Origin of the sequence: Ilumatobacter sp. (assembly GCF_046290335.1) — a bacterium.
Lineage (GTDB): Bacteria > Actinomycetota > Acidimicrobiia > Acidimicrobiales > Ilumatobacteraceae > Ilumatobacter_A.
Map to the genome: position 1 here is coordinate 18597 of NZ_JBKAGH010000008.1, position 22135 is coordinate 40731.

A 22135-nucleotide genomic window follows, 5' to 3' on the forward strand; every position below is an offset into this window, starting at 1 on the left:
GGAACGTACCACCCCGTGCGTCAGCCGAAGAAGGTGTCGATCAGCGGCTGCAGGCCATCGGCGGGCTTCGGAAAGCTCTGACGTTCGCCCTCGCCCGGGCTCCACGACGTGATGAACGGGCATTCGTCGGCCGGAGCCGACACCGAGTCCCGCCCCACCACGTTGGCGGTCACCGCCCGGCGCAGTTCGACGTCGTAGGTCGCTTCCATCATCACGAGCGTGAACGTGTCTCCATCGTCCTCGAACTCGCAGCGCTGGCCTTCCGACGACGCGGTCACGGTCGCACAGAGAATCACGTTGGCGTCGTCTCCGACCACCGCGTGTGCATCGCCGAACGTGTCGAACCACGCCGACGACCATCCCTCGCCGTCGCTGAGATACACGTAGCCGACCGATTCGCCGCCATCGGGAGCATCCTCGTGCGGCTCGCCGTTGCACACGGCGGCGGACGGGAAAGAGTCGGCCATGTCGATCGCCGATCCACCGCCACCACCGTCGTCGGAACCACCGCAGGCGCTGAGAGCCAGCGCTGCGACGACGGACGACGCCACGGCGATCCGCCGGGAGCGCAAACGTGATTGGGACTGCAAGTTGAGCATGCGGCGATCATCGTCCTACGTCGTCAACTCAGCGTCAACGACCGTGATCGACCGTGATCGACCAGGCCGCCGCCGGACCGAGTTCGCCGACGATCGGATACCGTCTGAGGTTCGTGAGCGACGCCGCACTCCCCGATCCGCAGGTTCCCCCGGCGACGCTCCCTGCGTCCCCTGATGCTTCGTCGCCGCCATCCGGATCGCCATCGTCGCCGCGTGGTCCTGCCCCCGAAGCGAAACGTCCGGCCTGGGCCCCGTTGACCTTGGCCGCGTTCGTCGGTCTGGTGATCTGCTCCAATGCGGCCACGGCCGTGTGGGCGAACTGGGTGAACTCGAACCCGGAGGGGTTGTTGCTGCTGTCATCGCGCAACCGGTACCTCGCGTTGACGCTCGCCGCCGGTGTCTCGCTACCGGCGTACGCGATCATCGCCTTCCTGCGTATCGGCGTCGCATTCGTCGTTTGCCACCTGATCGGGCGGGCATACGCCGGGGAAGTGATCGGCTGGTTCAAGCGGTACCTGGGGTTCACCGACGAGTCGGTCGACGCGTTCGACCGCGGGTTCGAGAAGGCCGAGTGGGCGCTCATCCCGTTGTTCGCCGGCTCCAACCTCGTCGCCGCACTCAGCGGGGTACGACAGACACCCCCGGTTCGCCTGGCGATGTTGCTGTCGGTGGGGATTGCCGGCCGCCTCGTGTTGATGTGGTGGCTCGCCCGCACGTTCGAGAACCAACTCGTCGACTTCCTCGAGTGGGTCGCCCGCTACCAGTGGTGGGTCGTCGGCGCCTCGGTGGCACTCGTCGTGCTGGTCAACATGCGCAATCTCCGCCGTCGTTGACGCCAACGCCCGACGCCAACGCCCGACGACACCGCTGCTGGCGTCGACCCTGCTGTAGTCTCGCCTCATGGCTGAAGTCACTCTGGGGGGCAACCCCGTCCACACGTCCGGCGAACTCCCCGAAGTCGGCAGTTCCGCACCATCGTTCACCCTCACCGGCACCGATCTCGGAAACGTCACGAGCGAGGGGCTCGCAGGAAAGAACGTGATCCTCAACATCTTCCCGTCGGTCGACACGCCCACCTGTGCGACGAGCGTGCGCACCTTCAACGAGCGCGCTGCGTCGCTCGACAACACCGAGGTCATCTGCGTCTCGGCCGACCTGCCGTTCGCACAGAAGCGCTTCTGCGGTGCCGAAGGAATCGAGAGCGTCGTGTCCGCCTCGACGTTCCGCTCGTCGTTCGGCGACGACTACGGGGTCAACCTCGTCGACGGCCCGCTCGCTGGCGTGCTCGCTCGTGCGGTCGTCGTCGTGGGCGCCGACGGAACCGTCAAGCACACCGAGTTGGTGGGCGAGATCGCCCAAGAGCCCGACTACGACGCCGCGCTCGGCTCGGTCTGATTTCGCGCCTCGTGCACGGCAACGATGCTGCGCACGTGGTTCGATGAACACGTGATCGGACGCCGACGGGACCAGGACCCCGACGCCACCAACGAAGACACCGGCGCGGAGTCGGCCGTGTCGCCGTGGGCGACCGGTGACGTGCCAGTCGCCGACGATCGTCCCGAGATCGATTGGGCGGTCGGTGCCCTCCGCCGTGATCAACGCGAGGCCGAATCCGACCGCGACGAGCCACCTCGGCGCCCGGCAGCGTCGATCGGTATCGGCGTCGCCGCGGTGGTCGCCGTCGGTGCGGTCGCGGTGTTCGTGTGGCCTCGGTCGGATGACGACGCAGCGCCCGTCGACGACGATCCCGCCACCGCGGAAACGGTGCTCGACGAACTCCCCGAACTCGACGATGGGCTCGACGATGGGCTCGGCAACGAACGACCGGACACTCCGGGGAACGGCGAACTCCTCGACGACGCTCGCGATGACGACATCGATGATGCCGGAAGCGGCGACGGCGACGAACTCCTCGACGACCCGGACCTTCGGCCCGGTGGACTCGGCTCCGTGATCGAGGTGCCCTCGGCGCTCGGCGAGTTGACGGCGGCCACCGAGGTGGTGCTGACCACCGCCGACGCGATCGTGACGCTCTCGCTGCCGTCGGGACGCGTCCGGACGGTCGAGATCGGTCGCGACACGTCGTTCGGTTTCGGCGGCCCGCCGCCCGTCGTCTCGCCCGACGGCGCGGTCATCCCGGGCGGTGACGGATCGCTGCTCCTGATCCCTCGAGTGGGCGGAGCGATCACCGTCGACGCCGCCGAACTCGGCGGCAACGGGATCTTCGCGCAAGGCTGGCTCACCGACGACGACGGTTCCACCGCGTTCCAGGTGACCGCGTTCGGCTCGTCGTCCCCCACCGAGTATCTCGTCCGCCTCGACGGGTCCGTGCGGGAGGTCAGCGATCCCTCGCTCGACGTGTTCAGCAGCTTCGAATACGTACGCAGCCCGAACGAGCGGCTCGTCAACGACGCCGGAGGCGTGTACCGATTGCTCGTCGACGGATCGGCCGAGCGGATCGCCGACGGACGCGGGTTCTCCTCGAACGGCGACTCACTGCTGCTCCGCGAGTGCGACGCCGCCCTGACGTGCCAACTGCTCGTCGCCGACCTCGTCACCGGCGAACGACGCATCGTCGACCCGACCCTGATCGACGGATTCGACCCGTTCTCACTCGACCTCGCTCCCGACGGCACTGCGCTGTCGATCCAGGTCGACAGTGGATCGAGCGAACGTCTCATCGTCGACTTCGACGAGGGCATCGTCGCCCGAGCGCCGTCGTTCGCGCTCTTCGCCCTCGGGTCGTCCTGGGTCGGCGACAGCTCCGGCGTCATCCAGCCCAGCGTCACCGGGCGCGGACTCACCTTCGTCGACCGCGCGACCGGGGAGACGAGCGACTTCGGCGACGAACTGGGTGCCGTCGGCTCGGTCACGGTGCGCTATCCCGACAGCGAACTCCCCCTGGAGACCGGTCCGATCAGCACGGTGAAGGTCGGGTTCGACGATCCGCTGAGCGCCAGCACGGGAATCGAACTCGTCGCCGTCGGTCGACTCGGTTCCGCCGTCCACCTCGATCTCGACGCCGGTCTCGCCTCTGCGTGGTCGGCGCCTGCGCTCCCCGGACAGCGAGCGCCAGGGCTCTTCGCCGCCGGCGCCACGGTCATCGCGGTGAGCAGCGGTGGTGACGGCTACCGGACCGATTTCGGGCAGGTGACCCCCTTCGAGAGTTCGCCGTCGTCCGGTCCGATCCCACCGGCGCCTCGCTTCGCCGGGTCGACGCCGGGAACGGTGTGGGCGCCTGCCGTCGACGATCCGACCAAGTATCTGCTCTACCCGCTCGACGGAACGCCCGAGACCCCGGTGGACACGGCGACCATCGACGTCGACGGTGCCACCATCCTCGGGGCCGACGGCCTCGGTGGCCTGGTGGCCGAGGTCGGCGGCGACGTGTTCGCGTTGTCACCACAGGGAGCCACACGGATCACGAGCGGTGATCTGCTCGCGTTGAACCAGTTCACGGCGCTGGTTCGCGAGTGCGACGAGACGCTGGTGTGCCGGGTGCTGCTCGTCGGACGAGGCAGCGGCGTCTCGCTCGACGTCGCCGGGAGCGATGGCGAGGTGGCCGTTGCGGCGGTGAGCGATCTGGCCGTTGCAGGGGTCGACGTGGACCGAGGGGTTCCGGTCGCCGACACCATGTCGCCATCCGGGTCCCTGCTGGTGCTCCCGCAACGCGCCGGCACCTCCACCGACGGCGTCGAACTGTGGGCGGTCCACGACGTCACCACGGGAACCGTCACCTCGATTCCGAAGCCAGCCGACGGCCAGCCGCTCATCTGGAGTGAGGTCGGCGACACTCTCGTGTTCCTGAGCGACGGTGATCTCCACGTCTACGAACGAGCGACCGGTGCGGTCACCACACTTCGCGGCATCGGCGAACTCCGGGCCATCACCCGCGTCGACCCCGACTTCGACGCCGAGTAGTCCACACCGCCGGCGCCACGGAGTGGTTGCGGTCGACAGATGGTCGCGGTGGACCAACGGTTGCGGACCGGCCGGCCCATGAGCCCAGTCGTCGGACCCGCGCCTCGCTGCTCCTCGCTGCTGATCAGTCCGACACGGTCGGGAGGATCTCGTTCCAGACGTCGTCGTCGTCGAAGCCGTAGGCCCACAGCGCGACACCGTCGAGTTGCGCGGCGCGGGCGAGATCCATCCGCAACCGGACGCCGTCGGCGTCGACGTAGTGCACTTGGCGGGTCTGGATGCACGTCGTCGTGCCGTCGGTGAGCTCGAGGTCGTAGGTGAACGACCACTCCCCCGTCACCTCGTCGAAGATCGGGGTCGCGCCGCGCCGTTCGATGAGGTCGTCGACCGTGCGATTGTTGACCGAGGTCACCCCCGGCACCTCCACGTCGGTCGGGCACTCGCCACTCACCGACACCGGCCAGTTCCGCCCGTAGGCAGCGAGCCCGAGCACGACCTTGCTCGGGTCGCCCGTCGCAGCGACCACGCCATCGATCGATCGCTGCACGAACGACAGTGGTGCGATCGGGCCCGGGTCGCCCACCGAGAAGTCGTAGGCCATGATGCGGATGCGGTCGACGTGCTCGGCGATCGCTCCATGGTCGTAGACCCAAAAGCCGCTGTCGCCGTTGCGTTCCGTGTCGTAGATCGGCGGAATGCTGACCGTCAGTGTGCGGCCGTCCGCGCGCAGTGCGTCGCTCATCTCTGCGACGAAGGCGACCCAATTCGGGCGAGTCGTCGCCCACGTGTCGCGACCGTCGGCGAACGCGAACTGCTCGTAGTCGAGATCGATCCCGTCGGCGTCGAGTTCGTCGGCGAACCTGCGAACCGCCTCGACGTGGCGCGACCTGGTCGCCGGGTCAGCCAGGATCGCTGCCATCTCGCCTGCGGGCAAGGCGTCGACGATCGACGGGACGAGCGCGACGTCGCTGTCGCGAACGACGTCGATGAACGCCTCGGCCAACTCGGTGTTCGTGTTCTGATCGACGGTGATCGAATCGACGCCGGTCGCAGCGAACCAGAAGGGGCTGACCTCGCGCATCGACGGCACGCGGAGCGGAGCCGTGGCCAGCGACGAATCGAGCGTCCAGTACGGCGCCCACGCGTCGAGCGGGATGTCAGGCTTGGGCGGCGGTGGCGGAGGCGGCCCGTCGTCGAGGACGAGCCCGATGCCGAGCACGCCGGCGGCGAGCGCGACCAGCCCGGCCAAGATCCCGATCTGACCGCGCCGCGAGAGTCGCGAGAGCCAGGCGGCGCGGGCGCTCGACGTGGTGGGATCGATGGGAGCGTCTGCCGCCACGGGCGTCGTGTCCAACGTGGCGAGATCGGTCTCCGTCGTGGACTGATTCATCGTGGCGCCAGCGTGGCACATCGTCGTGCGCCCACCGCGGCAGTCAACGCAGGAACGGGTCGAGCGACAGCGTGACGCCAGGGTGCTCTGCGATGTGACGGCACGCGAGCATCACACCGGGCATGAAGCTCGATCGGTCGTAGCTGTCCTGACGGATGATCAGCGTCTGGCCGAGCGTGCCCAGGATCACCTCCTGATGCGCCACCATGCCTTCCATCCGGACCGAGTGGGCCCGGATGTTGCGCGGTCCGGCACCGCCGCGGGCACCCGGGTAGACCTCGAGCTCGGTCGGATCGGCAGCGAAATCACGGTCGCGAGCCGCCGCCATTCGCTCGATCGTCGTCACCGCCGTGCCCGACGGAGCGTCGATCTTGCGGGTGTGGTGCAATTCGATCACCTCGGCGGTGTCGAACCACGGGGACGCCATCTCGGCGAAGCGCATCATCAACACCGCCGAGATCGCGAAGTTCGGTGCGATCAGGCAGTTCGGGCGGTCGTCGGGCCCGAAGGCCGCCTCGATCACCGTCAGATCGCCGTCGCCGAATCCGGTCGTTCCCACGACGGCGTGGATGCCGTGTTCGGCGAGCCATGGCAGCGTCGCCCGCGCGGCGGCCACGACGGTGAAGTCGACCACGACATCGCACCCCGCGTCGGCGAACGCGTCGAGGTCGCCGGCCACCGCCACGTCGTGCACCGTCTCGCCGATGGCGGACGGATCGACGGCGGCGACGAAAACGAGATCGGGGTCAGCGGCCACCGCATCGCAGACGGTTCGACCCATCTGCCCAGCGGCGCCGTTGACCCCGACGCGTACGGTGCTGTTGTCTGAGCTGCTGCTGGCGGGCACGGGGCGCAATGTAGCCCCGAGCCCACCCGAACGGGTCCCGCCCGTCCGGTTCAGCGCAGTTCAGTCGGATTCAGCCCAGCTCAGCGATGCCGACGACGGGCGCCACCACCACCGCGGCGGTTGCCACCGTCGCGGTCGGGCTTCGGACGCTCGCTCTTCGGACCGAGATCGCCGAGTTCGCCTTCGAGTTCGGCGTCGAAGCTGTCTTCGAAGCTCACCTCGACGACGTCGGTCGCCACCGCACCATTGTCCGATGCCGGAGCGTCGTCACGGTCGCTGCGCTCGGCCCGGTCGTTGCGGCTGCGACGCTCGCGGCCACCACCGTTGGAGCCGCCGCCGTCGCTGGCATCACCGTCGCCGCCGAGCGGGCTCGTCGGGGTCAGGCTGACCTTGCCCTTGTCGTCGATCTCGTCGACGCGGACCTCGATCTCCTGACCGAGTTCGAGCACGTCCTCGACGGCATTGATCCGGCGCCCGCCACCCATCTTGGAGATGTGGACGAGGCCATCACGGCCCGGGAGGATGTTGACGAACGCACCGAACTTGGTGATGTTGACGACACGACCCATGTAGACGCCCTCGAGCTCGGCCTTCGGCGGATCGACGATGTTGAGGATCGCCATCTTGGCTTCCTCCATCCGCCACGCCTCGACTGCTCCGATGGTGACGATGCCGCGGGCACCGTCGTCGTCGACCCCGATGTCGGCGCCGGTCTCCTGCTGGATCGTGTTGATGACCTTGCCCTTCGGGCCGATGACCTCTCCGACCTTGTCGAGCGGGATGTAGATCGTGGTGATCTTCGGCGCCGTCTCGGCGATCTCGTCGCGCGTGGCCGGGATGGCCTCGTTCATCACGTCGAGGATGGCGAGACGAGCATCACGAGCCTGCGCGAGCGCGGCACTCAGCACGTCGGCGGGGATGCCGTCGATCTTGGTGTCGAGCTGCAGGGCGGTGATCGCATCTTCGGTCCCGGCGACCTTGAAGTCCATGTCGCCCATGGCGTCTTCGGCACCGAGGATGTCGGTCAGCGTGACGTACTTGCCATCTTCGTAGATGAGGCCCATGGCGATACCCGACACGTGGCTGCGCACCGGCACGCCGGCGTCCATCAGCGACAGGCTCGACGAGCAGACCGAGCCCATCGAGGTCGAGCCATTGGAGGCCATGACCTCCGAGACGAGGCGCAGTGTGTACGCGAAGTCCTGCTGGTTCGGGATGACGGGCAGCACTGCACGAGCGGCGAGCGCTCCGTGGCCGATCTCGCGGCGCTTCGGTGAACCGACGCGGCCGGTCTCGCCGTTGGCCCACGGCGGCATGTTGTAGTGGTGCAGGTAGCGCTTCTCGTTGTTCGGTGACAGCGAGTCGATCATCTGGTTCATGCGCGGCATCGCCAGGGTGAGCACGTTCATCACCTGGGTCTCGCCACGCTGGAACAGACCCGAACCGTGCGCGGTCGGCAACACGCCGACTTCCGCGCTGATCTCACGCAGGTCGGCCGGACCGCGACCGTCGATGCGCACACCTTCGTCGAGAACGCGGCGGCGCACCATCTTCTTCATGAGCGAACGAACGGCTTCTTTGACCTGCTTGGACTGGCCGGGGAACTCCCCGTCGTCGCCACACAGCTGCGCGACCGCGTCGGCGCCAACCGCGTCGACGGCCTCGTTGCGGTCGGCCTTGGCCGAGATCTTGATCGCCGGCGCCATGCCCTCGGAGGCCACGCGCTCGACGGCAGCGAAGATCTCCGGGGTGTAGTCGAGGACCGGAGTCCACTTCATCTGCTCGATGGGCCCCTTGGTCGCGATGACCGAGGCGAGGAGTTGACGCTGCAGCGCGATCGACTCCTTGATCCAGACCTTGCAGGCCTGGAGGCCATCGCCGAGGACTTCCTCGGTGACCTTCTTGGCACCGTCGTCGTAGTAGTAGAACGCGTTCTCCGAGCCACCTGCTTCGACCATCATCACGGCGACGTCACCGTCGTCGAGTTCACGGCCGGCGACGACGAGTTCGAACGTGCCGTTCTCGGCTTCGTCGAAGGTGGGATGGGGGATCCACTCGCCCTCTTGGCTGTACGCCATGCGGACGGCGCCGATCGGCCCGTCGAAGGGGATTCCCGAGATCATCAGCGCAGCGGAGGCTGCATTGATCGAGAGCACGTCGTGGGGGTTCACCTGATCCGCACCGAGCACGGTCGTGACCACCTGGGTCTCGTTGCGGAAACCCTCGGGGAACGAGGGGCGCAACGGTCGGTCCGTGAGGCGGCACGTGAGGATGGCGTCCTCGGTCGGGCGCCCCTCACGACGGAAGAACGAGCCGGGGATCTTGCCGGCCGCGTACGCCCGCTCCTCGACGTCGACGGTCAGGGGGAAGAAGTCCATGCCGTCACGGACGGACTTCGCCGCATTGGCGGTGGTGAGGACCTTGGTTCCACCGATCGATGCCACAACGGCACCCATCGACTGGGGGGCGAACTTGCCCGTTTCCAAGGTGAGTGTCTTGTCGGTCCCTGAAACGGGGCCGGACACGGTGATGGCTTCAGCCATGGTGGTTCCTTTCGAACACGCAGCACCCTGCCGCGTGGCTTCTGAGGAGCGCAGTGGCCGGTTCTCGGTCGGCACGACCCGAGATCGACAGCCACGAAATGAAAAGACTCCGCACAGCATCTCGGAGTCGGTCACCGGCAACCAGCGCCTGGAACTCCGTCGACCGGACGTTCCGGTCCCGACCAGCATACCCCACGAAAACGACAACGGGCGGGACCCTGTGAGGGCCCCGCCCGTCAGGCGTCGTGCTCGGCCGAATCGACCGAGCGGCGTCTCAGCGACGCAGACCGAGATCGGCGACGATCTTGCGGTAGCGCTCGACGTCGATGCCCTTGACGTAGTCGAGCATGCGACGGCGACGACCCACGATCATCAGCAGCCCGCGGCGGCTGTGGTGATCCTTCTTGTGGACCTTGAGGTGCTCGGTGAGGTGCGTGATGCGCTCGGTCATCAGCGCGATCTGCACTTCGGGCGACCCGGTGTCGGACTCGTGGGTCTTGTTCTTGTCGATGGTCTCTGCCTTGCTCGGCATCGTGTTCGGCATCGTCGTTGGCCTTCCGGTGTGTCGTGTGACTGGAGGTCGCAGCCGGAACGCTTCCGGTTCTGCATCACGCCTGCGCAGCGATCGAGCAGCGACCTGCCGACCAGCCCAAACGGACCGTGGGAGCATAGCGGCGGACCTTGGGACCCACACTCGCAGCACGCCACACGTGGCGACGCACCGCCGCCGACCGGATCGGAGCCTCACCGGGACCCGCAGATACAGTCCTCGGCGTGTCGGCCAGCGTCGAGATCCGAGGGGTGTCCAAGTCGTTCGGCGCCCTGCGAGCACTCGATCACGTCGACCTCACGATCGAACCGGGCGAGATCGTGACGCTGCTCGGCCCATCAGGATGCGGCAAGACGACGCTGCTGCGCTTGATCGCCGGACTCCTCGACACGACATCGGGCGCGATCACGATCGATGGTGCGTCGCCGCGCCGAGCTCGGTCGTCCAAGCGCGTCGGATTCGTGCCCCAGGCTCCCGCGCTCCTGCCGTGGCGGACCGTACGCGCCAACGCTCGTCTGCTCCTCGACCTCAACGCCGGTTCACCCAGAGCGCGCTCGTCGTCTCGCTCGTCGTCCGTCGACGAACTGCTCGACGCCGTCGGCCTCGCCGAGTTCGCCGACGCGCATCCCCACGAGCTTTCCGGAGGGATGCAGCAACGCGTCGGCCTCGTGCGAGCGTTCGCGCTCGACGCACCGCTGCTGCTGATGGACGAGCCGTTCGCTGCGCTCGACGAGATCACTCGTGAGGAGATGCGTCATCTACTCGTTCGCCTCCGCGACCAGCACGAGGCCACCGTGGTCTTCGTGACGCACTCGATCAGCGAAGCCGCGTTCTTATCCGATCGCGTGGTCGTGATGTCACCGCGACCCGGACGCATCGCCACGATCGAGCCGGTCGACTTTCCTCGTCCACGCGAACCCGAGCTCGAAGACCAGTCCGAGTTCTTCACGGTGTCGGGTCGGCTGCGAGGCGCCCTCCGGGCAGCGGGAGGCTCGTCGTGAAGTGGGCCCGCTCCGTCGTGACGCCCGTCGTCGGCGTCGTGGTGTTCCTCGCTGTCTGGGAGTCGTTCGTGCGCGCCTTCGACATCCGACGGTTCGTCCTGACGGCGCCGACCGAGATCCTCTCCGAGCTGCTCGACGATCCGAACGCGTACTGGTCGAACACGCTCGTCACTGCGCAGCATCTCGCCGGGGGTCTGTTGATCTCCGTGTCCGTCTCGCTCGTCGTCGGATCCGTCATGGCCGCCTCGCGCTACATCGAAGAGGCGACGGCGCCGGTGTTGATCATCATCCTCGTCACCCCGTGGGTGGCCTACATCAACTCGGTCGTCATCTGGTTGGGGTTCAACGATCGCCCGATCATCTTCATGGTCGCCTTCACGTCGTTCCCGTTGCTGACCTTCGGTGTCGTCACCGGCATGAAGAGTGCCGATCCCGCCGCTCGCGAGCTGTTCGCCAGCGTCGACGCGTCGCGCTGGGAGGTCCTGTGGCGGCTCCGGCTCCCGTCCGCATTGCCCACCGTGCTCACCACCGCCCGGTTCGCCGTCGCCCTCGGTCTCGGCGCCGCCTACTTCAGCGAGGGAGCGTCGTCGGGGTTGCGCGGTTTGGGCGTGATCGGACGCCGAGCTGCACTCGACCAAACTCGCGGCGCCGAAGTGCTGTGGACGACCATCTTCTGCACCGCTGCGCTCGGCATCTCCGGTCTCGTCGCCCTCTCACTCGTCGAGAAGACGGCGCTGCGCTGGCATGCATCGCAACGCGACTGACCGTCGCCTGCCATATCACGACGTCGTGACGATCCGGCTCGGCACGATCCTGCGAGCGAGCCCTCGTTACCCTGTCGGCTTGCGGCAGACGAGGATACTGCCGACTCCGCTGACAGGACTTTCGATGCTCACCACTCTCCACTCGCTCCCCCTTCGCCGGACCGCCACGTTCGCGATCGCGATGGCGATCGGGCTCGCTTCGTGCGGTTCCGACTCGACGGACACCACCGACGACTCATCGGCCGACACCGGCGCGACACCCGAGGCCACAGCGCCACCCGAAACGACCGGGTCCGACCTGGCCGTGGTCGCAGGCGCGCCGTTCCCGGCCGAACGATGCGCTGCGAACGAGGCAGCCGGCACCGTCACGTTCCTCACCGGTTTCGACTTCGCTGCGGCGGCGTCGATCGTCGAAGTGATCGTGGCCGACGCTGCGGGCTACTACGACGACCTCTGCCTCGACGTCGAGATCCGCCCAGGGTTCTCCGCCCAGAACTACCCGCTGCTCGCGTCCGGGAGCGCACAGTTCGCATCCGGCGGGTCATTCAGCGAGGTCGTGAACTTCGCCAACGCCAACGACGCGTCGTTCATCGCCGCGTCGGTCGCTGGCCGGACCGCCATCGACACGCTCATCGTCAAGGCCGGTGTCGCGACCGAACTCGCCGACCTCGCCGGCACGACGATCGGTGTGAAAGGCAAACTGCCGACGTCGATCGAGGTCATGTTGCTCGAAGCCGGCCTCGTCGAGGGTGACGACTTCGACACGGTGCTGCTCGAAGGCTTCGATCCGCTCGCTCACATCGCGCAGCCGATCGACGCATTGCCGGGTTGGAAGAGCAACGAAGTCGGTGCGCTCGAGCGCGCTGGCGTCGGCATCTCGCTGTTCGATCCGCTCGAAGCGGGCGTTCCTGGCTCGTTCGGGGTGATCTTCACCACCGCCGAGTTCGCCTCCGAGCACCCCACGGCGGCGACGGACTTCATGCGGGCCACCGCACGCGGGCTCGCCGACGCGGTGACCGACCCGGCGGCGGCCGCGGCGACCGCGGTCGATCTCATCAACGCCGGCGGCAACCCGAACTTCCTCTCCCCCGACGGCGAGACGTTCCGGTGGGAGACCGAAGCCGAGTTGATCCTCGCCGGCACGCCCGAAGGAGTCGGCTTCGGCACGCCCGATCTCGCCGTGCTGCAGGCCGAACTCGATGCCTACGCGCCCACCGGCGTCTTCGGCGACGACGTGTCGACGCTCGATGCGTCGACCTACGTCGCAAGCAGCGTGATCGATGGCGTCTACGACGACGACGCCGTCGTCATCTGGCCCGGGTGATTCAGACCGGGTGATCCGGAACTGGCGAACAGGGCGGTCTCAGGCGCTGTCGCGAGACGCTTCGAAGTCGATCAGCAGGGTCTTCGCGTGCTCGACGTCGAACCGGAGCTGTTCGATCAACGCGTCGATGCCGTCGAACTTTCGCTCCGAGCGCAGGAAATGCGTGAAGCGAACGGTGGCGGCCTCGCCGTAGAGGTCGCCGTCGAAGTCGAGGAGATGGGCTTCGAGCAGCGACGTCTCGGCGAACTCGTAGAACGTCGGGCGGCGCCCGAGGTTGATCGCGCAGTGGTGCGTGTCGCCATTTTCGCGTTCGTAGATGCCTGCGTAGACGCCGTCGGCCGGGATGCACAGCCGATTGGGCACCTCGACGTTGGCGGTCGGGAACCCCAACAACCGGCCGCGCTGGTCACCTTGGACGACCCGACCGTTGACCTCGAACACGTGACCGAGCAACGCGTTGGCGCGGGTGACGTCGCCGCCGGCCAGCGCACGGCGGATCGCTGTCGACGAGATCGGCTCGTCGATGCCGTCGCTGCGCGGCACCAGTGTCAGCGGGACGACGTCGAAGTCGTGCTCGGCACCCATCTTCGACAGCAGATCGACGTTGCCGTCACGTCCGCTGCCGAAGTGGAAGTCCTCGCCGACCACGATCGCCGACGCCGCCAGATGTTCGACGATGATGCGGGTGACGAACGACTCCGGCGACTCGGCGGCTTGGGTCTCGTCGAAGGCGATCATCACGACCGCGTCGATGCCGGTGGCACCGAGCAGATCGAGCTTCTGCTCGGGCGACGTCAACAGCTTCGGTGCCGATGCCGGACGCACGACCGTCGCCGGGTGCTTGTCGAAGGTGATCAGCACGCTGCGACAACCCCGCGCCTCGGCCAACTCCCGAACCTGTGCGATCACGGCCTGGTGGCCGAGATGCACGCCGTCGTAGGCGCCGATCGTGATGACGGATCGCTCGCCGGGGAAGGCGGGGCTCGATTGGTCGGTGATGAGCTGCACGGCCTGGAACGCTAGTCGTCCGTTCCCACGACCAGGACATCTTGCTGGAGTACCGGCTCGCACAGCAGTTCGACGACGCCGGTGATGTCGTCGCCGGCCACAGTCGATCGTCGATTCAGACGGGGACGACCACCATCGGCTTCGCTTCGTCGGCGCCGTGCGCTTCGTACACCGCTGCCAGGGAGCCGTCGGGGCGAAACAGCGCCCACGGGCCGTCGCCGTCCCAGCGGGGCAGGACGCGACCGTTCGCGACGAATCCCTCGATGCGGTCGTTGATGTCGACGCGCGCCAGGGTGCGCACCGCCTCCTCGACCGGCAACAGCACGCACTCGTCCGGAGGTGCTGCCTCCCCGATCGTGAACCGGCCGACCGCGGTTCGTCGCAGGTTGCGGAGATGCGCGCCACCGCCGAGCAGCGTGCCGAGGTCGGCGGCGAGCGTGCGGATGTAGGTGCCAGCTGTGCACTCGACGGCGGCGAGGAACACCATCGGATCGTCGGTCGGCATCAGTTGGAACGAAAAGATCGTCACCGGACGCGCAGGCCGCTCGACCTCGATGCCCTCGCGGGCGAGTTCGTGCAACCGCTTGCCGTCGATCTTGATCGCCGACACCATCGGTGGAATCTGCTCGATGTCACCCAGTAGATGCTCAGCGACCGCGTCGCGCGCCTGCTCGATCGTCACGCCGGACATGTCGTACGTCGCGGTGACCTCGCCGTCGGCGTCGAGCGTGTTCGTCTCGGAACCGAGCACGATCTCACCGAGGTACGCCTTCGTGGTCTTCTCCACGAAGCGCAGCAGCTTGGTTGCTTTGCCAACCGCGACGACCAGCACGCCGGTCGCGCTCGGGTCGAGCGTGCCACCATGGCCGACCTGACGTTCGTCGAAACGGCGGCGCAGCATCGCCACCACATCGTGGCTGGTCACGCCCGCGGGTTTGTCGACGACGGCGATGCCGTGCGTCGTCGCGGGTTTTCCTCGCCGCCCCACGAGCCGTTCAGCGCTCGCGGGCGCGATCGGCGCGCAAGATGTCGTCGATCCGTTCGGCGGACCTGATCGCCATATCCGGTCGGAAATCGAGAATCGGCGTCTTCTTCGTTCGGATCTGGCGAGCGATCGACGACTGCAGCCGCACCCGGTACTCGCTGAGCGCTTCGATGATCTCGTCGTCACCGTCTTCTCCCGCGAGTGAGTCGAAGAAAACGATCGCCCGGTTGAGTTCCGGATCGACGTCGATGCCCGTGATGGTGACGAACGACAGTCGTTCGTCGTCGAGCCGCACGAGATCCTCGGCGATGATTTCGCGCAGCGTCTCGCCGACGCGCGCCGAGCGCGGGTACTTGCGACCGCCGCTGCCGGACTGCTTTCGTGCCATCCCTGCAACCTAGCGGCAGCAGGTCAGGTGAAGTCCGGCACGCCTCGGATCGACCGTTTCAGTTCGGCGACGCCACTGGTCGCGAGCTTCTCGACAGCGTCCCACAACTCGACCGCTTCGGCGCCTCGCGGCGCCTGGTTGAGCACGGGGCCGAAGAAGCTGCCCTCTCGGTCGGTGCCGGGCCGGAACGTGAGGATCGGCGTGCCGACATCAGGGCCCGTGCGGGCCAGCGCGAGTTCGGTCTCAGCGCGCAGATGCGCGTCGTGCGATTCGTCACCGGCGTGCGAGACCAGGTCCGGATCGAAGCCAGCCTGTCGAAGCACCGACGCGAGGAACACCTCGTGCTGCTCGCGCGCTTCGTCACGACGCTGATCTCGATGCAACGCCTCACCGAGCGCCGTGTACCAACGAGCGACGGCCGCCGGGTCGGAATCGCTCATGCGGATCTGATCAGCGATTCGAAGCCCTTGGTGACCGAGGTAGTGCCCCGCCCGATACTCCGGTTTGTACCACTCCTGGCGGTTGTCCTCGTTGAGGATGTAGAGCGAGATGAACCGCCACGCGACCGAGTACTGGCGCTGCTCTTGCACGTTGACGACCCAGCGAGACGTGATCCACGCCCACGGGCACACCGGGTCCCAGAAGAAATCGAGGTCGGTGGTCGTGCCGTCAGCCATGTGCTGACAGTACCGGGTGATGACACGCCACGAAATGGCCCACACTCACCTCGGTCAACTGCGGTTCGATCGTCCGACACTCGTCGGTCGCGGCCGGACAGCGCGAGTTGAAGCGACAACCGGCTGGCGGGTTGATCGCCGACGGCAACTCGCCTTCGAGTACGCGCTCTTCGACCAGTGTCTCGGCACCCGGAATCGCCGCCATCAACGCACGCGTGTAATGGTGCGTCGGCTTCTCGAAGAGGTCGTCGGAGCCAGCGATCTCACAGGTCTTGCCCATGTACATCACCATCACCCGATCGGAGATGTTCTTCACCACCGACAGGTCGTGGCTGATGAACATCAGACTGACGCCGTAGCGCGCCTTCATGTCTTCGAGGAGGTTCAGGATCTGCGCCTGCACCGACACGTCGAGCGCGGACACCGGCTCGTCGCAGATGATGACCTTCGGGTCGAGCACCAGCGCTCGGGCGATCGAGATGCGCTGGCACTGCCCGCCGGAGAACTGGTGCGGCTTACGTTCGCCATAACGCGGGTCGATGCCGACCGCCTCCATCAGGTCTTCGATGGTGTCGAGCGTCCACGAGTCGTTCTCGCCCCAGACCTTCAAGCCTTCGGCGATGATCTCGCGGACGGTGCGTCGGGGGTTGAGCGAACTGATCGGATCTTGGAAGATCATCTGCAACTGCGGTCGGACTCGACGCAGCTCCTCGCTCGAAAGCGACGTGAGGTCGGTCCCCCGGAAGGTGACCCGGCCCGAGGTCGGTCGGGGCAACTGGATGGTCGCACGGGCCGTGGTCGACTTGCCGCAGCCCGACTCGCCGACGATGCCCAACGTCTCGCCTTCGACGAGGTCGAAGCTGACGTCGGAGACGGCGTGGACCTTGCCGCCGGAGATGGGGAACTCGACGACCATGTTCTCGACGCGAACCAGTACGTCGTCGCCGTCGCGGAGGTGAGCAGTACCTGAGCCGGCCATCAGACGAGTTCTCCTATGACGTCGGTCATCGGTAGGCCAGCGGCGTTCTCGCCGTCGGCCAGGTTTGCGGCGAGCGCTGCGTCTCCGTCAGCCGTCCCCACGGGGTGGAAGCACGCGAAACGATGGTCGGCGCTGTCGCCGTCGAGCGGCGGCTTCGTGTTGAGGCAGTCGGGACGAGCGTGCCGACAGCGAGCCGCGAACGCGCAGCCCTGCGGCGGGTCGAGCAGGTTCGGCGGGCGCCCGGGGATCGGTTGGAGCCGAGAATGGCTCGGCATCGTCGGGTTCGGAATCGAGTCGAGCAACGCCTGGGTGTACGGGTGGCGCATGTCGGAGAAGATGCGGTCGGTCCGCCCCACCTCCATCAAGCGCCCGGCGTACATGACCCCGACCCGGTCTGCCCGCCCCCGGGCCACACCGAGGTCGTGGGTGATCAGGATCATCGACATCTTGCGCTCCGTTCGGAGCTCGTCGAGGAGATCGAGAATCGACTTCTGCACGGTCACGTCGAGCGCCGTGGTCGGCTCGTCGGCGATCAACAGACGCGGCTCGCAGGCGAGCGCCATGGCGATCACGACGCGCTGGCGCATACCACCCGACAACTCGTGTGGATACTGACGCAACCGCTGCTCCGGCGACGGAATGTGCACCTGCTTCAGCAACGCGACCGCACGCTCGGTTGCTTCACGCTTGGAGATGTTGAGGTGATAACGCATCGCCTCGGTCAGTTGAGCGTCGATCCGCTTGACCGGATTGAGCGAGGTCATCGGATCCTGGAACACCATCGCGACCTCGACGCCGAAGAAGTGCTTGCGCTCCGCTTTCGTCAGCGTGTCGATGTCGCGGCCGCCGATCTTGATCGAGCCGGTGCGCGTGCCGTTGCCGGCCAACAGGTTGATGAGCGTGCGGGCGAACACCGACTTTCCGGAGCCCGACTCACCGACGATCGCGTAGCTCTCGCCTTCGGCGAGTTCGAGCGAGACACCGTCGACAGCCCGAAGCCGTCCGGCCGGTGTGGCGAACTCGACGGCGAGATCCTCGACCTGCAGCATGCTCGACGTCGCAGAAGTGGAGTCGGTCACAGGCTTGCCTCCCGGATGTCGTAGCGCTTGAGCAGTCGGTCGCCCACGAGATTGAGGGCGAGCACGGTGAGGAACAGCACGATCGCCGGGGCGAACACGACGTGCGGTGCCTCGTTGAACTTGTCGCGGCCGGTGGCGATGATGGAGCCCCAGGTGATCGAGGGCGGCTGCACGCTCAAGCTGAGGAACGACAGCGAACTCTCCACCACCAAGATGATGCCGGTCGTGAGGAACGCGAACGAGACGAGCGTCGGCATCACGTTGGGCAACACCTCTCTGACGAGTATCGAACGCTTTCGCACGCCGAGCACCTCGGCAGCCTTCACGAACTCGCGGTCCGCGACCTGCAAGGTGCTGGCGCGAACGATGCGCGCCAAGGCGGGTATCGCCAACAGACTCACCGCCAAGATCACGTTGAAGAGGCTCTGGCCCCGAACGGTCACGATGAAGATGACGAGCAGCAACGCCGGCACCGACAGTGTGACGTTGATGATCATCTGGACGACGATGTCGACCTTGCCTTTGAGGTAGCCGGCGAGCAGGCCCATCAGACCACCGACGCCGATGCCGATCGCCGTCACCACCACTGCGACGAAGATCGACAGTCTCCCACCGATGACGACGCGGGAGAAGACGTCTTGGCCGAACGACGTGTTGCCCATGAAACCGCCGATCAGCGTGCAGTCTTCACCGGAGGCCGCGTCGTCACAACTGACGTCGAACATGTTCGTGATCCACGGCTGCGCGACGATCCTGTCGGCGTTGCGCAGGTCGGGATCTTGTACCAGCGGGTTCGCCTCGCCGAGGATCACGAACGCCAGCACGAGTACGAGCCAGCCCACGCTGACCCAGAAGACGAGATTCGAGTCACGCTTGCGTCCACCAGACGACGGCTTGGCGGTCGAGGTCTGGGCGATGTCACCTGCGATGTTGGTCATGACTCCGCCGCCTTCACTCGGGGATCGACGACGTTGTACAGCGCGTCGATGATCAGGTTGGTCACCACGAAGATGATCGCCACCAGCGCGACGAGCGTCTGTACGGCGAAGAACTCCTGTCGATACACCGCTTCGATCAGGTAGCCGCCCATTCCGTCGAAGTCGAAGATGAACTCCACGACGACCGCACCGTTGACGAGTTGGGCGATGTTCAGGCCGAGGACGGTCATGAGCGTGACGGTCGAAGGACGAAGAACATGGCGGAACAGGATGTGCGTGTTCGACATCCCCTTCGCCTTGGCGACGGCGACGAAGTCCTGCTGGAGGTTCTGGATCATGTCGGCGCGAAGTAGACGGAGGTACACGGGCGTCGCCGCGAGGCCGAGTACCACCGCAGGCAGCCAGATCGATCTGAGGTGCTCGAACACGCCATCGGACAACGGCGAGTATCCGGTCAATTTGTAGTAATCACGTTCCACGGCGAACGCGTATCGAAGCGTTTCGCCGATCACGAAGACCGGGAGTGACAACAACACGAACGCCATGAAGTTGACCGTCGTGTCGCCTCCCGAACCTCCTCGGAAGAAGTGGAAGATCAAGACCGGGAGGACGAGCGCGACAGCGATGACGCTGGTCAACAGCCAACCGAGCGTGAACTCAGCGAGGAGGTAGATGGGCACGACGATCACCCCCAGCGCCCAGAGCGGGATTCTCCGCGGGGGTTTGCTCGCCTGGTACGCCGACCAGATGCCGAGCGGGATGGCGAGAGCCAATGCGATGAATTGACTGTAGAGAAAGAGGAAGATCGTCCGGGGCAGGCGCTGCTCGATCGTGTCGGAGAGCGGCTCCTGATTCTTGTAGAACGCGTAGCCGAGGTCGCTGTTGATCAAGACCTGATTGCTCCAGGCTCCATACTGCGACAGCAGCGACCGGTCGAGGCCCTGGTCGTCGACGCACTCCTGTACCGCTTCTTCGGTGGCGGCCGTACCAAGTGCGATCTCGCACGGCTCACCCGGCACCTGCCGGATCAGGAACGACGTTCCCAACGTGACGAGCAAGAGCACCACCGCTGCGCCGATGACGCGTTGGGTCGCGTACTTGGTGTCGATACGCCATCGGAGGACGAAAAAGAGCGCCGTCAAGACGACGATCAGCAGCAGCAAGATCATGAAAGCACCTCGGTCGGGAACGGGACAGGCAGCGAGCCGGTGGGGTGCGACACCATGTCGTGTCGCACCCCACCAGATCAGCGGATCAGCAGATCAGTAGCTCAGCTCTCGATCCAGGCTTCGTCGACCTCGACGCGCCCGGCAACTGCCTGCTGGTTGCGGTTGCCCGACTCCAGCGTGATGTGCTGGAGACCGTGGACCCCGTCGCGGTACGGGATCGACCACTGCGTGGTGTCGAGCCACATGTTGTACACCTGATCGGCGAACAACTGGTTCATCTCCTTGGCGATCTCGTCGATTTCGGCCCGATCGACCGTGGTCCACGACTCGAACAGCAATTCATCCATGGCCGGGTCGACGATGCGACCGAAGTTCAGCGCAAGACCCTCGGCGTGGCGGCTGTGCCACCAGACGAGCTCGAGTCCCGGGTGACCCTGACCGTGGTTACGCCAGGCGAACACTTCGAACTGGCCGGTGATCGCACGGGTGATCAATTCGGACTGTGCGAACTGGTCGATCGCCACGTTGAGCCCGCAGTTGCGGTTCCACATGTCGGCGAACAGCTCCGCGGTCAACAGGTTGGCCGGTGCGTCGGTCGTACCGTAGTTGATGACGTCCGGCCGTCCGATCTCGTCGAAGAGGGCGTTGCCGGCCTCGGGGTCGAACTGCGGAAAGCCCGGGTCCTCGATGTAGCCAGCGGCACCCTCAGCGAACGGACCGTTGGCCAGCGCGTTGCCCGGCGCACGGAACGTCAGGTACTCGTTGCGGTCGGTGCACAGCGTCAACGCCCGACGAACGTCGGGGTTGTCGAACGGCGGGATCGAGTTGTTGAACATCAGGTAACCGACCTCGCGGGCAGGGTCGGTCTCGACGAGACCGTTGCCGTCGTCGAGCCACTCGCCTTCCCAGAACTCGCGGTTCTCACCGAAGCTGTCGTGGTTGACGTCGGCGTCGCCGGACTGCATCGTCGCCCGACGTGTCGACACGTCCGGGTTCGGACGGAAGTCCACACCGTCGAGGTACGGCAACGGCTCACCGTCGGCACCCATGCGCCAGTAGTTCGGGTTGGCGACGAGACGAGTCACCTCGCCGCGAACCTGCTCCTCCATGATGAACGGACCGGTCCCGACCGCGAGGTCACCGGCGCGGGTCTCGCTGTCCCAGAAGCTCGGGGCCAGCAGCCAGCCGGTGCGGCCGGCGAGGTTGTTGCCGAAGGTGGCGAAGGGCTTGTTGAAGCTCACCGTCACCGAGCCGTCGTCGTTCAGCACGATGCTGTCTTCGATCGCGCCCGGGTTGTTGGCGTTGAGCGGCGTGCCGTTGAGCAGGTCGAAGAAGACCTGGCCCTGCAGCGTGCCACTCGCCATCTCGATCATGTTGCGGTAGACCGCAGCACCATCGGCAGGCGTGCCGTCGTGGAACGTCACACCGTCACGCATGACGAGCGTGAACTCGGTGAAGTCGTCGTTGGCGGTGAACTCCTGCAGCAGGAAAGGCTCGATGCCACCGTCTTCGTTGACGATCGTCATCGTGTCGGCCACTGCGTTCATCACGGTGATGCACGACACGGCGCAGTTGGCCCCGGGGATGTCCCACGTGTCCGACTCGGCTTCGAGCAGGTACGTCAGGGTGCCGCCGCGCTGGATCGCCATCGGCTCGGCCATGTCGTCTTCGCCATCGGCGGGTTCCTCGGCCATGTCGTCTTCGCCGTCGGCTGGCTCGTCGGCCGGCTCGTCGCCATCGTCGGCCGGTTCGTCGGCGGGCTCCTCGGCGTCGTCGGCCGGTTCGTCGGCGGGCTCCTCGCCGCCGCCGGCGTCGACTTCTTCGTCGGCACCGGTGTCATCGCTGCTGTCGTCGCTTCCGCCACAGGCGGCTGCGATCATCGCACCCGCCACGAGCGGGGCGACCACGAGACGGACACGTCGTTTCATGATTCCCCCTTCAGGAACCCCGGATGGGTTCTGTCGTAGGAACAG

General features: G+C 66.5%; 20 protein-coding genes. 6 read left to right on the top strand and 14 right to left on the bottom strand.

What is annotated here, in order from left to right:
• Positions 1-20: 20 nt before the first annotated feature.
• Positions 21-599: a hypothetical protein gene (locus ACE37B_RS21970; RefSeq protein ID WP_409925486.1), complete on the bottom strand. Its 579-nt coding sequence runs from the start codon at positions 597-599 to the stop codon at positions 21-23.
• A gap of 113 nt (positions 600-712) precedes the next feature.
• Here ACE37B_RS21970 and ACE37B_RS21975 point away from each other — a divergent pair, with 113 nt between their 5' ends.
• From ACE37B_RS21975 to ACE37B_RS21985, 3 genes are all read left to right on the top strand, one after another.
• Positions 713-1432 (top strand): hypothetical protein, encoded by a 720-nt coding sequence (locus tag ACE37B_RS21975; RefSeq protein WP_409925487.1) that lies wholly within the window; start codon positions 713-715, stop codon positions 1430-1432.
• Positions 1433-1499: 67 nt separating this feature from the next.
• On the top strand, positions 1500-1994 hold the full coding sequence (gene tpx, locus ACE37B_RS21980) for a thiol peroxidase (RefSeq protein WP_409925488.1): 495 nt from the start codon (positions 1500-1502) through the stop codon (positions 1992-1994).
• Between the two features lie 51 nt (positions 1995-2045).
• Positions 2046-4520 carry a hypothetical protein gene (locus ACE37B_RS21985; protein ID WP_409925489.1) on the top strand — a complete coding sequence of 825 codons (2475 nt, stop codon included), beginning with the start codon at positions 2046-2048 and terminating at the stop codon, positions 4518-4520.
• A 124-nt stretch (positions 4521-4644) separates the two neighbouring features.
• Here ACE37B_RS21985 and ACE37B_RS21990 read toward each other — a convergent pair whose 3' ends face one another.
• From ACE37B_RS21990 to rpsO, 4 genes are all read right to left on the bottom strand, one after another.
• Entirely contained in the window at positions 4645-5910 is a 1266-nt protein-coding gene (locus ACE37B_RS21990) for a glycosyl hydrolase family 18 protein (protein ID WP_409925490.1), read from the bottom strand.
• A 43-nt stretch (positions 5911-5953) separates the two neighbouring features.
• Positions 5954-6757, bottom strand: a complete 804-nt coding sequence (gene dapB, locus ACE37B_RS21995; RefSeq protein WP_409925491.1) for a 4-hydroxy-tetrahydrodipicolinate reductase — start codon at positions 6755-6757, stop codon at positions 5954-5956.
• A gap of 80 nt (positions 6758-6837) precedes the next feature.
• Entirely contained in the window at positions 6838-9300 is a 2463-nt protein-coding gene (locus ACE37B_RS22000) for a polyribonucleotide nucleotidyltransferase (RefSeq protein ID WP_409925492.1), read from the bottom strand.
• Positions 9301-9574: 274 nt separating this feature from the next.
• A complete protein-coding gene (rpsO, locus tag ACE37B_RS22005; protein ID WP_409925493.1) occupies positions 9575-9832 on the bottom strand; it encodes a 30S ribosomal protein S15 in 258 nt (85 codons plus the stop codon).
• Between the two features lie 242 nt (positions 9833-10074).
• Between rpsO and ACE37B_RS22010 the strand changes: the two genes are divergently transcribed.
• The 3 genes from ACE37B_RS22010 to ACE37B_RS22020 all read left to right on the top strand — a co-directional run bounded on the left by ACE37B_RS22010 (position 10075) and on the right by ACE37B_RS22020 (position 12939).
• Positions 10075-10851, top strand: coding sequence for an ABC transporter ATP-binding protein (locus tag ACE37B_RS22010; RefSeq protein ID WP_409925494.1), 777 nt, complete (start codon positions 10075-10077; stop codon positions 10849-10851).
• Positions 10848-11615, top strand: a complete 768-nt coding sequence (locus tag ACE37B_RS22015; RefSeq protein ID WP_409925495.1) for an ABC transporter permease — start codon at positions 10848-10850, stop codon at positions 11613-11615. Before ACE37B_RS22010 ends, ACE37B_RS22015 begins: the two co-directional genes overlap by 4 nt.
• 124 nt (positions 11616-11739) lie before the next feature.
• Positions 11740-12939: an ABC transporter substrate-binding protein gene (locus ACE37B_RS22020; protein ID WP_409925496.1), complete on the top strand. Its 1200-nt coding sequence runs from the start codon at positions 11740-11742 to the stop codon at positions 12937-12939.
• 39 nt (positions 12940-12978) lie between these two features.
• Here the strand turns inward: ACE37B_RS22020 and ACE37B_RS22025 are convergent, their stop codons facing one another.
• The 9 genes from ACE37B_RS22025 to ACE37B_RS22065 all read right to left on the bottom strand — a co-directional run bounded on the left by ACE37B_RS22025 (position 12979) and on the right by ACE37B_RS22065 (position 22090).
• Complete coding sequence (locus ACE37B_RS22025) at positions 12979-13947, bottom strand: bifunctional riboflavin kinase/FAD synthetase (protein WP_409925497.1); 969 nt, start codon at positions 13945-13947, stop codon at positions 12979-12981.
• Positions 13948-14062: 115 nt separating this feature from the next.
• Positions 14063-14935: a tRNA pseudouridine(55) synthase TruB gene (gene truB, locus ACE37B_RS22030; RefSeq protein WP_409925498.1), complete on the bottom strand. Its 873-nt coding sequence runs from the start codon at positions 14933-14935 to the stop codon at positions 14063-14065.
• Between the two features lie 7 nt (positions 14936-14942).
• The gene (rbfA, locus tag ACE37B_RS22035) at positions 14943-15320 is read right to left on the bottom strand and encodes a 30S ribosome-binding factor RbfA (protein WP_409925499.1); all 378 of its coding nucleotides are present in this window, start codon (positions 15318-15320) and stop codon (positions 14943-14945) included.
• A 23-nt stretch (positions 15321-15343) separates the two neighbouring features.
• Positions 15344-15997 carry a hypothetical protein gene (locus ACE37B_RS22040; RefSeq protein WP_409925500.1) on the bottom strand — a complete coding sequence of 218 codons (654 nt, stop codon included), beginning with the start codon at positions 15995-15997 and terminating at the stop codon, positions 15344-15346.
• Entirely contained in the window at positions 15990-16976 is a 987-nt protein-coding gene (locus ACE37B_RS22045) for an ABC transporter ATP-binding protein (protein WP_409925501.1), read from the bottom strand. Before ACE37B_RS22045 ends, ACE37B_RS22040 begins: the two co-directional genes overlap by 8 nt.
• Positions 16976-18055 (bottom strand): ABC transporter ATP-binding protein, encoded by a 1080-nt coding sequence (locus ACE37B_RS22050; RefSeq protein ID WP_409925502.1) that lies wholly within the window; start codon positions 18053-18055, stop codon positions 16976-16978. The genes ACE37B_RS22045 and ACE37B_RS22050 overlap by 1 nt, the downstream gene beginning before the upstream one ends.
• A complete protein-coding gene (locus tag ACE37B_RS22055) occupies positions 18052-18993 on the bottom strand; it encodes an ABC transporter permease (protein WP_409925503.1) in 942 nt (313 codons plus the stop codon). Before ACE37B_RS22055 ends, ACE37B_RS22050 begins: the two co-directional genes overlap by 4 nt.
• Positions 18990-20162 (bottom strand): ABC transporter permease, encoded by a 1173-nt coding sequence (locus ACE37B_RS22060; protein ID WP_409925504.1) that lies wholly within the window; start codon positions 20160-20162, stop codon positions 18990-18992. Before ACE37B_RS22060 ends, ACE37B_RS22055 begins: the two co-directional genes overlap by 4 nt.
• Before the next feature lie 101 nt (positions 20163-20263).
• The gene (locus tag ACE37B_RS22065; protein ID WP_409925505.1) at positions 20264-22090 is read right to left on the bottom strand and encodes an ABC transporter substrate-binding protein; all 1827 of its coding nucleotides are present in this window, start codon (positions 22088-22090) and stop codon (positions 20264-20266) included.
• Positions 22091-22135 lie beyond the last annotated feature (45 nt).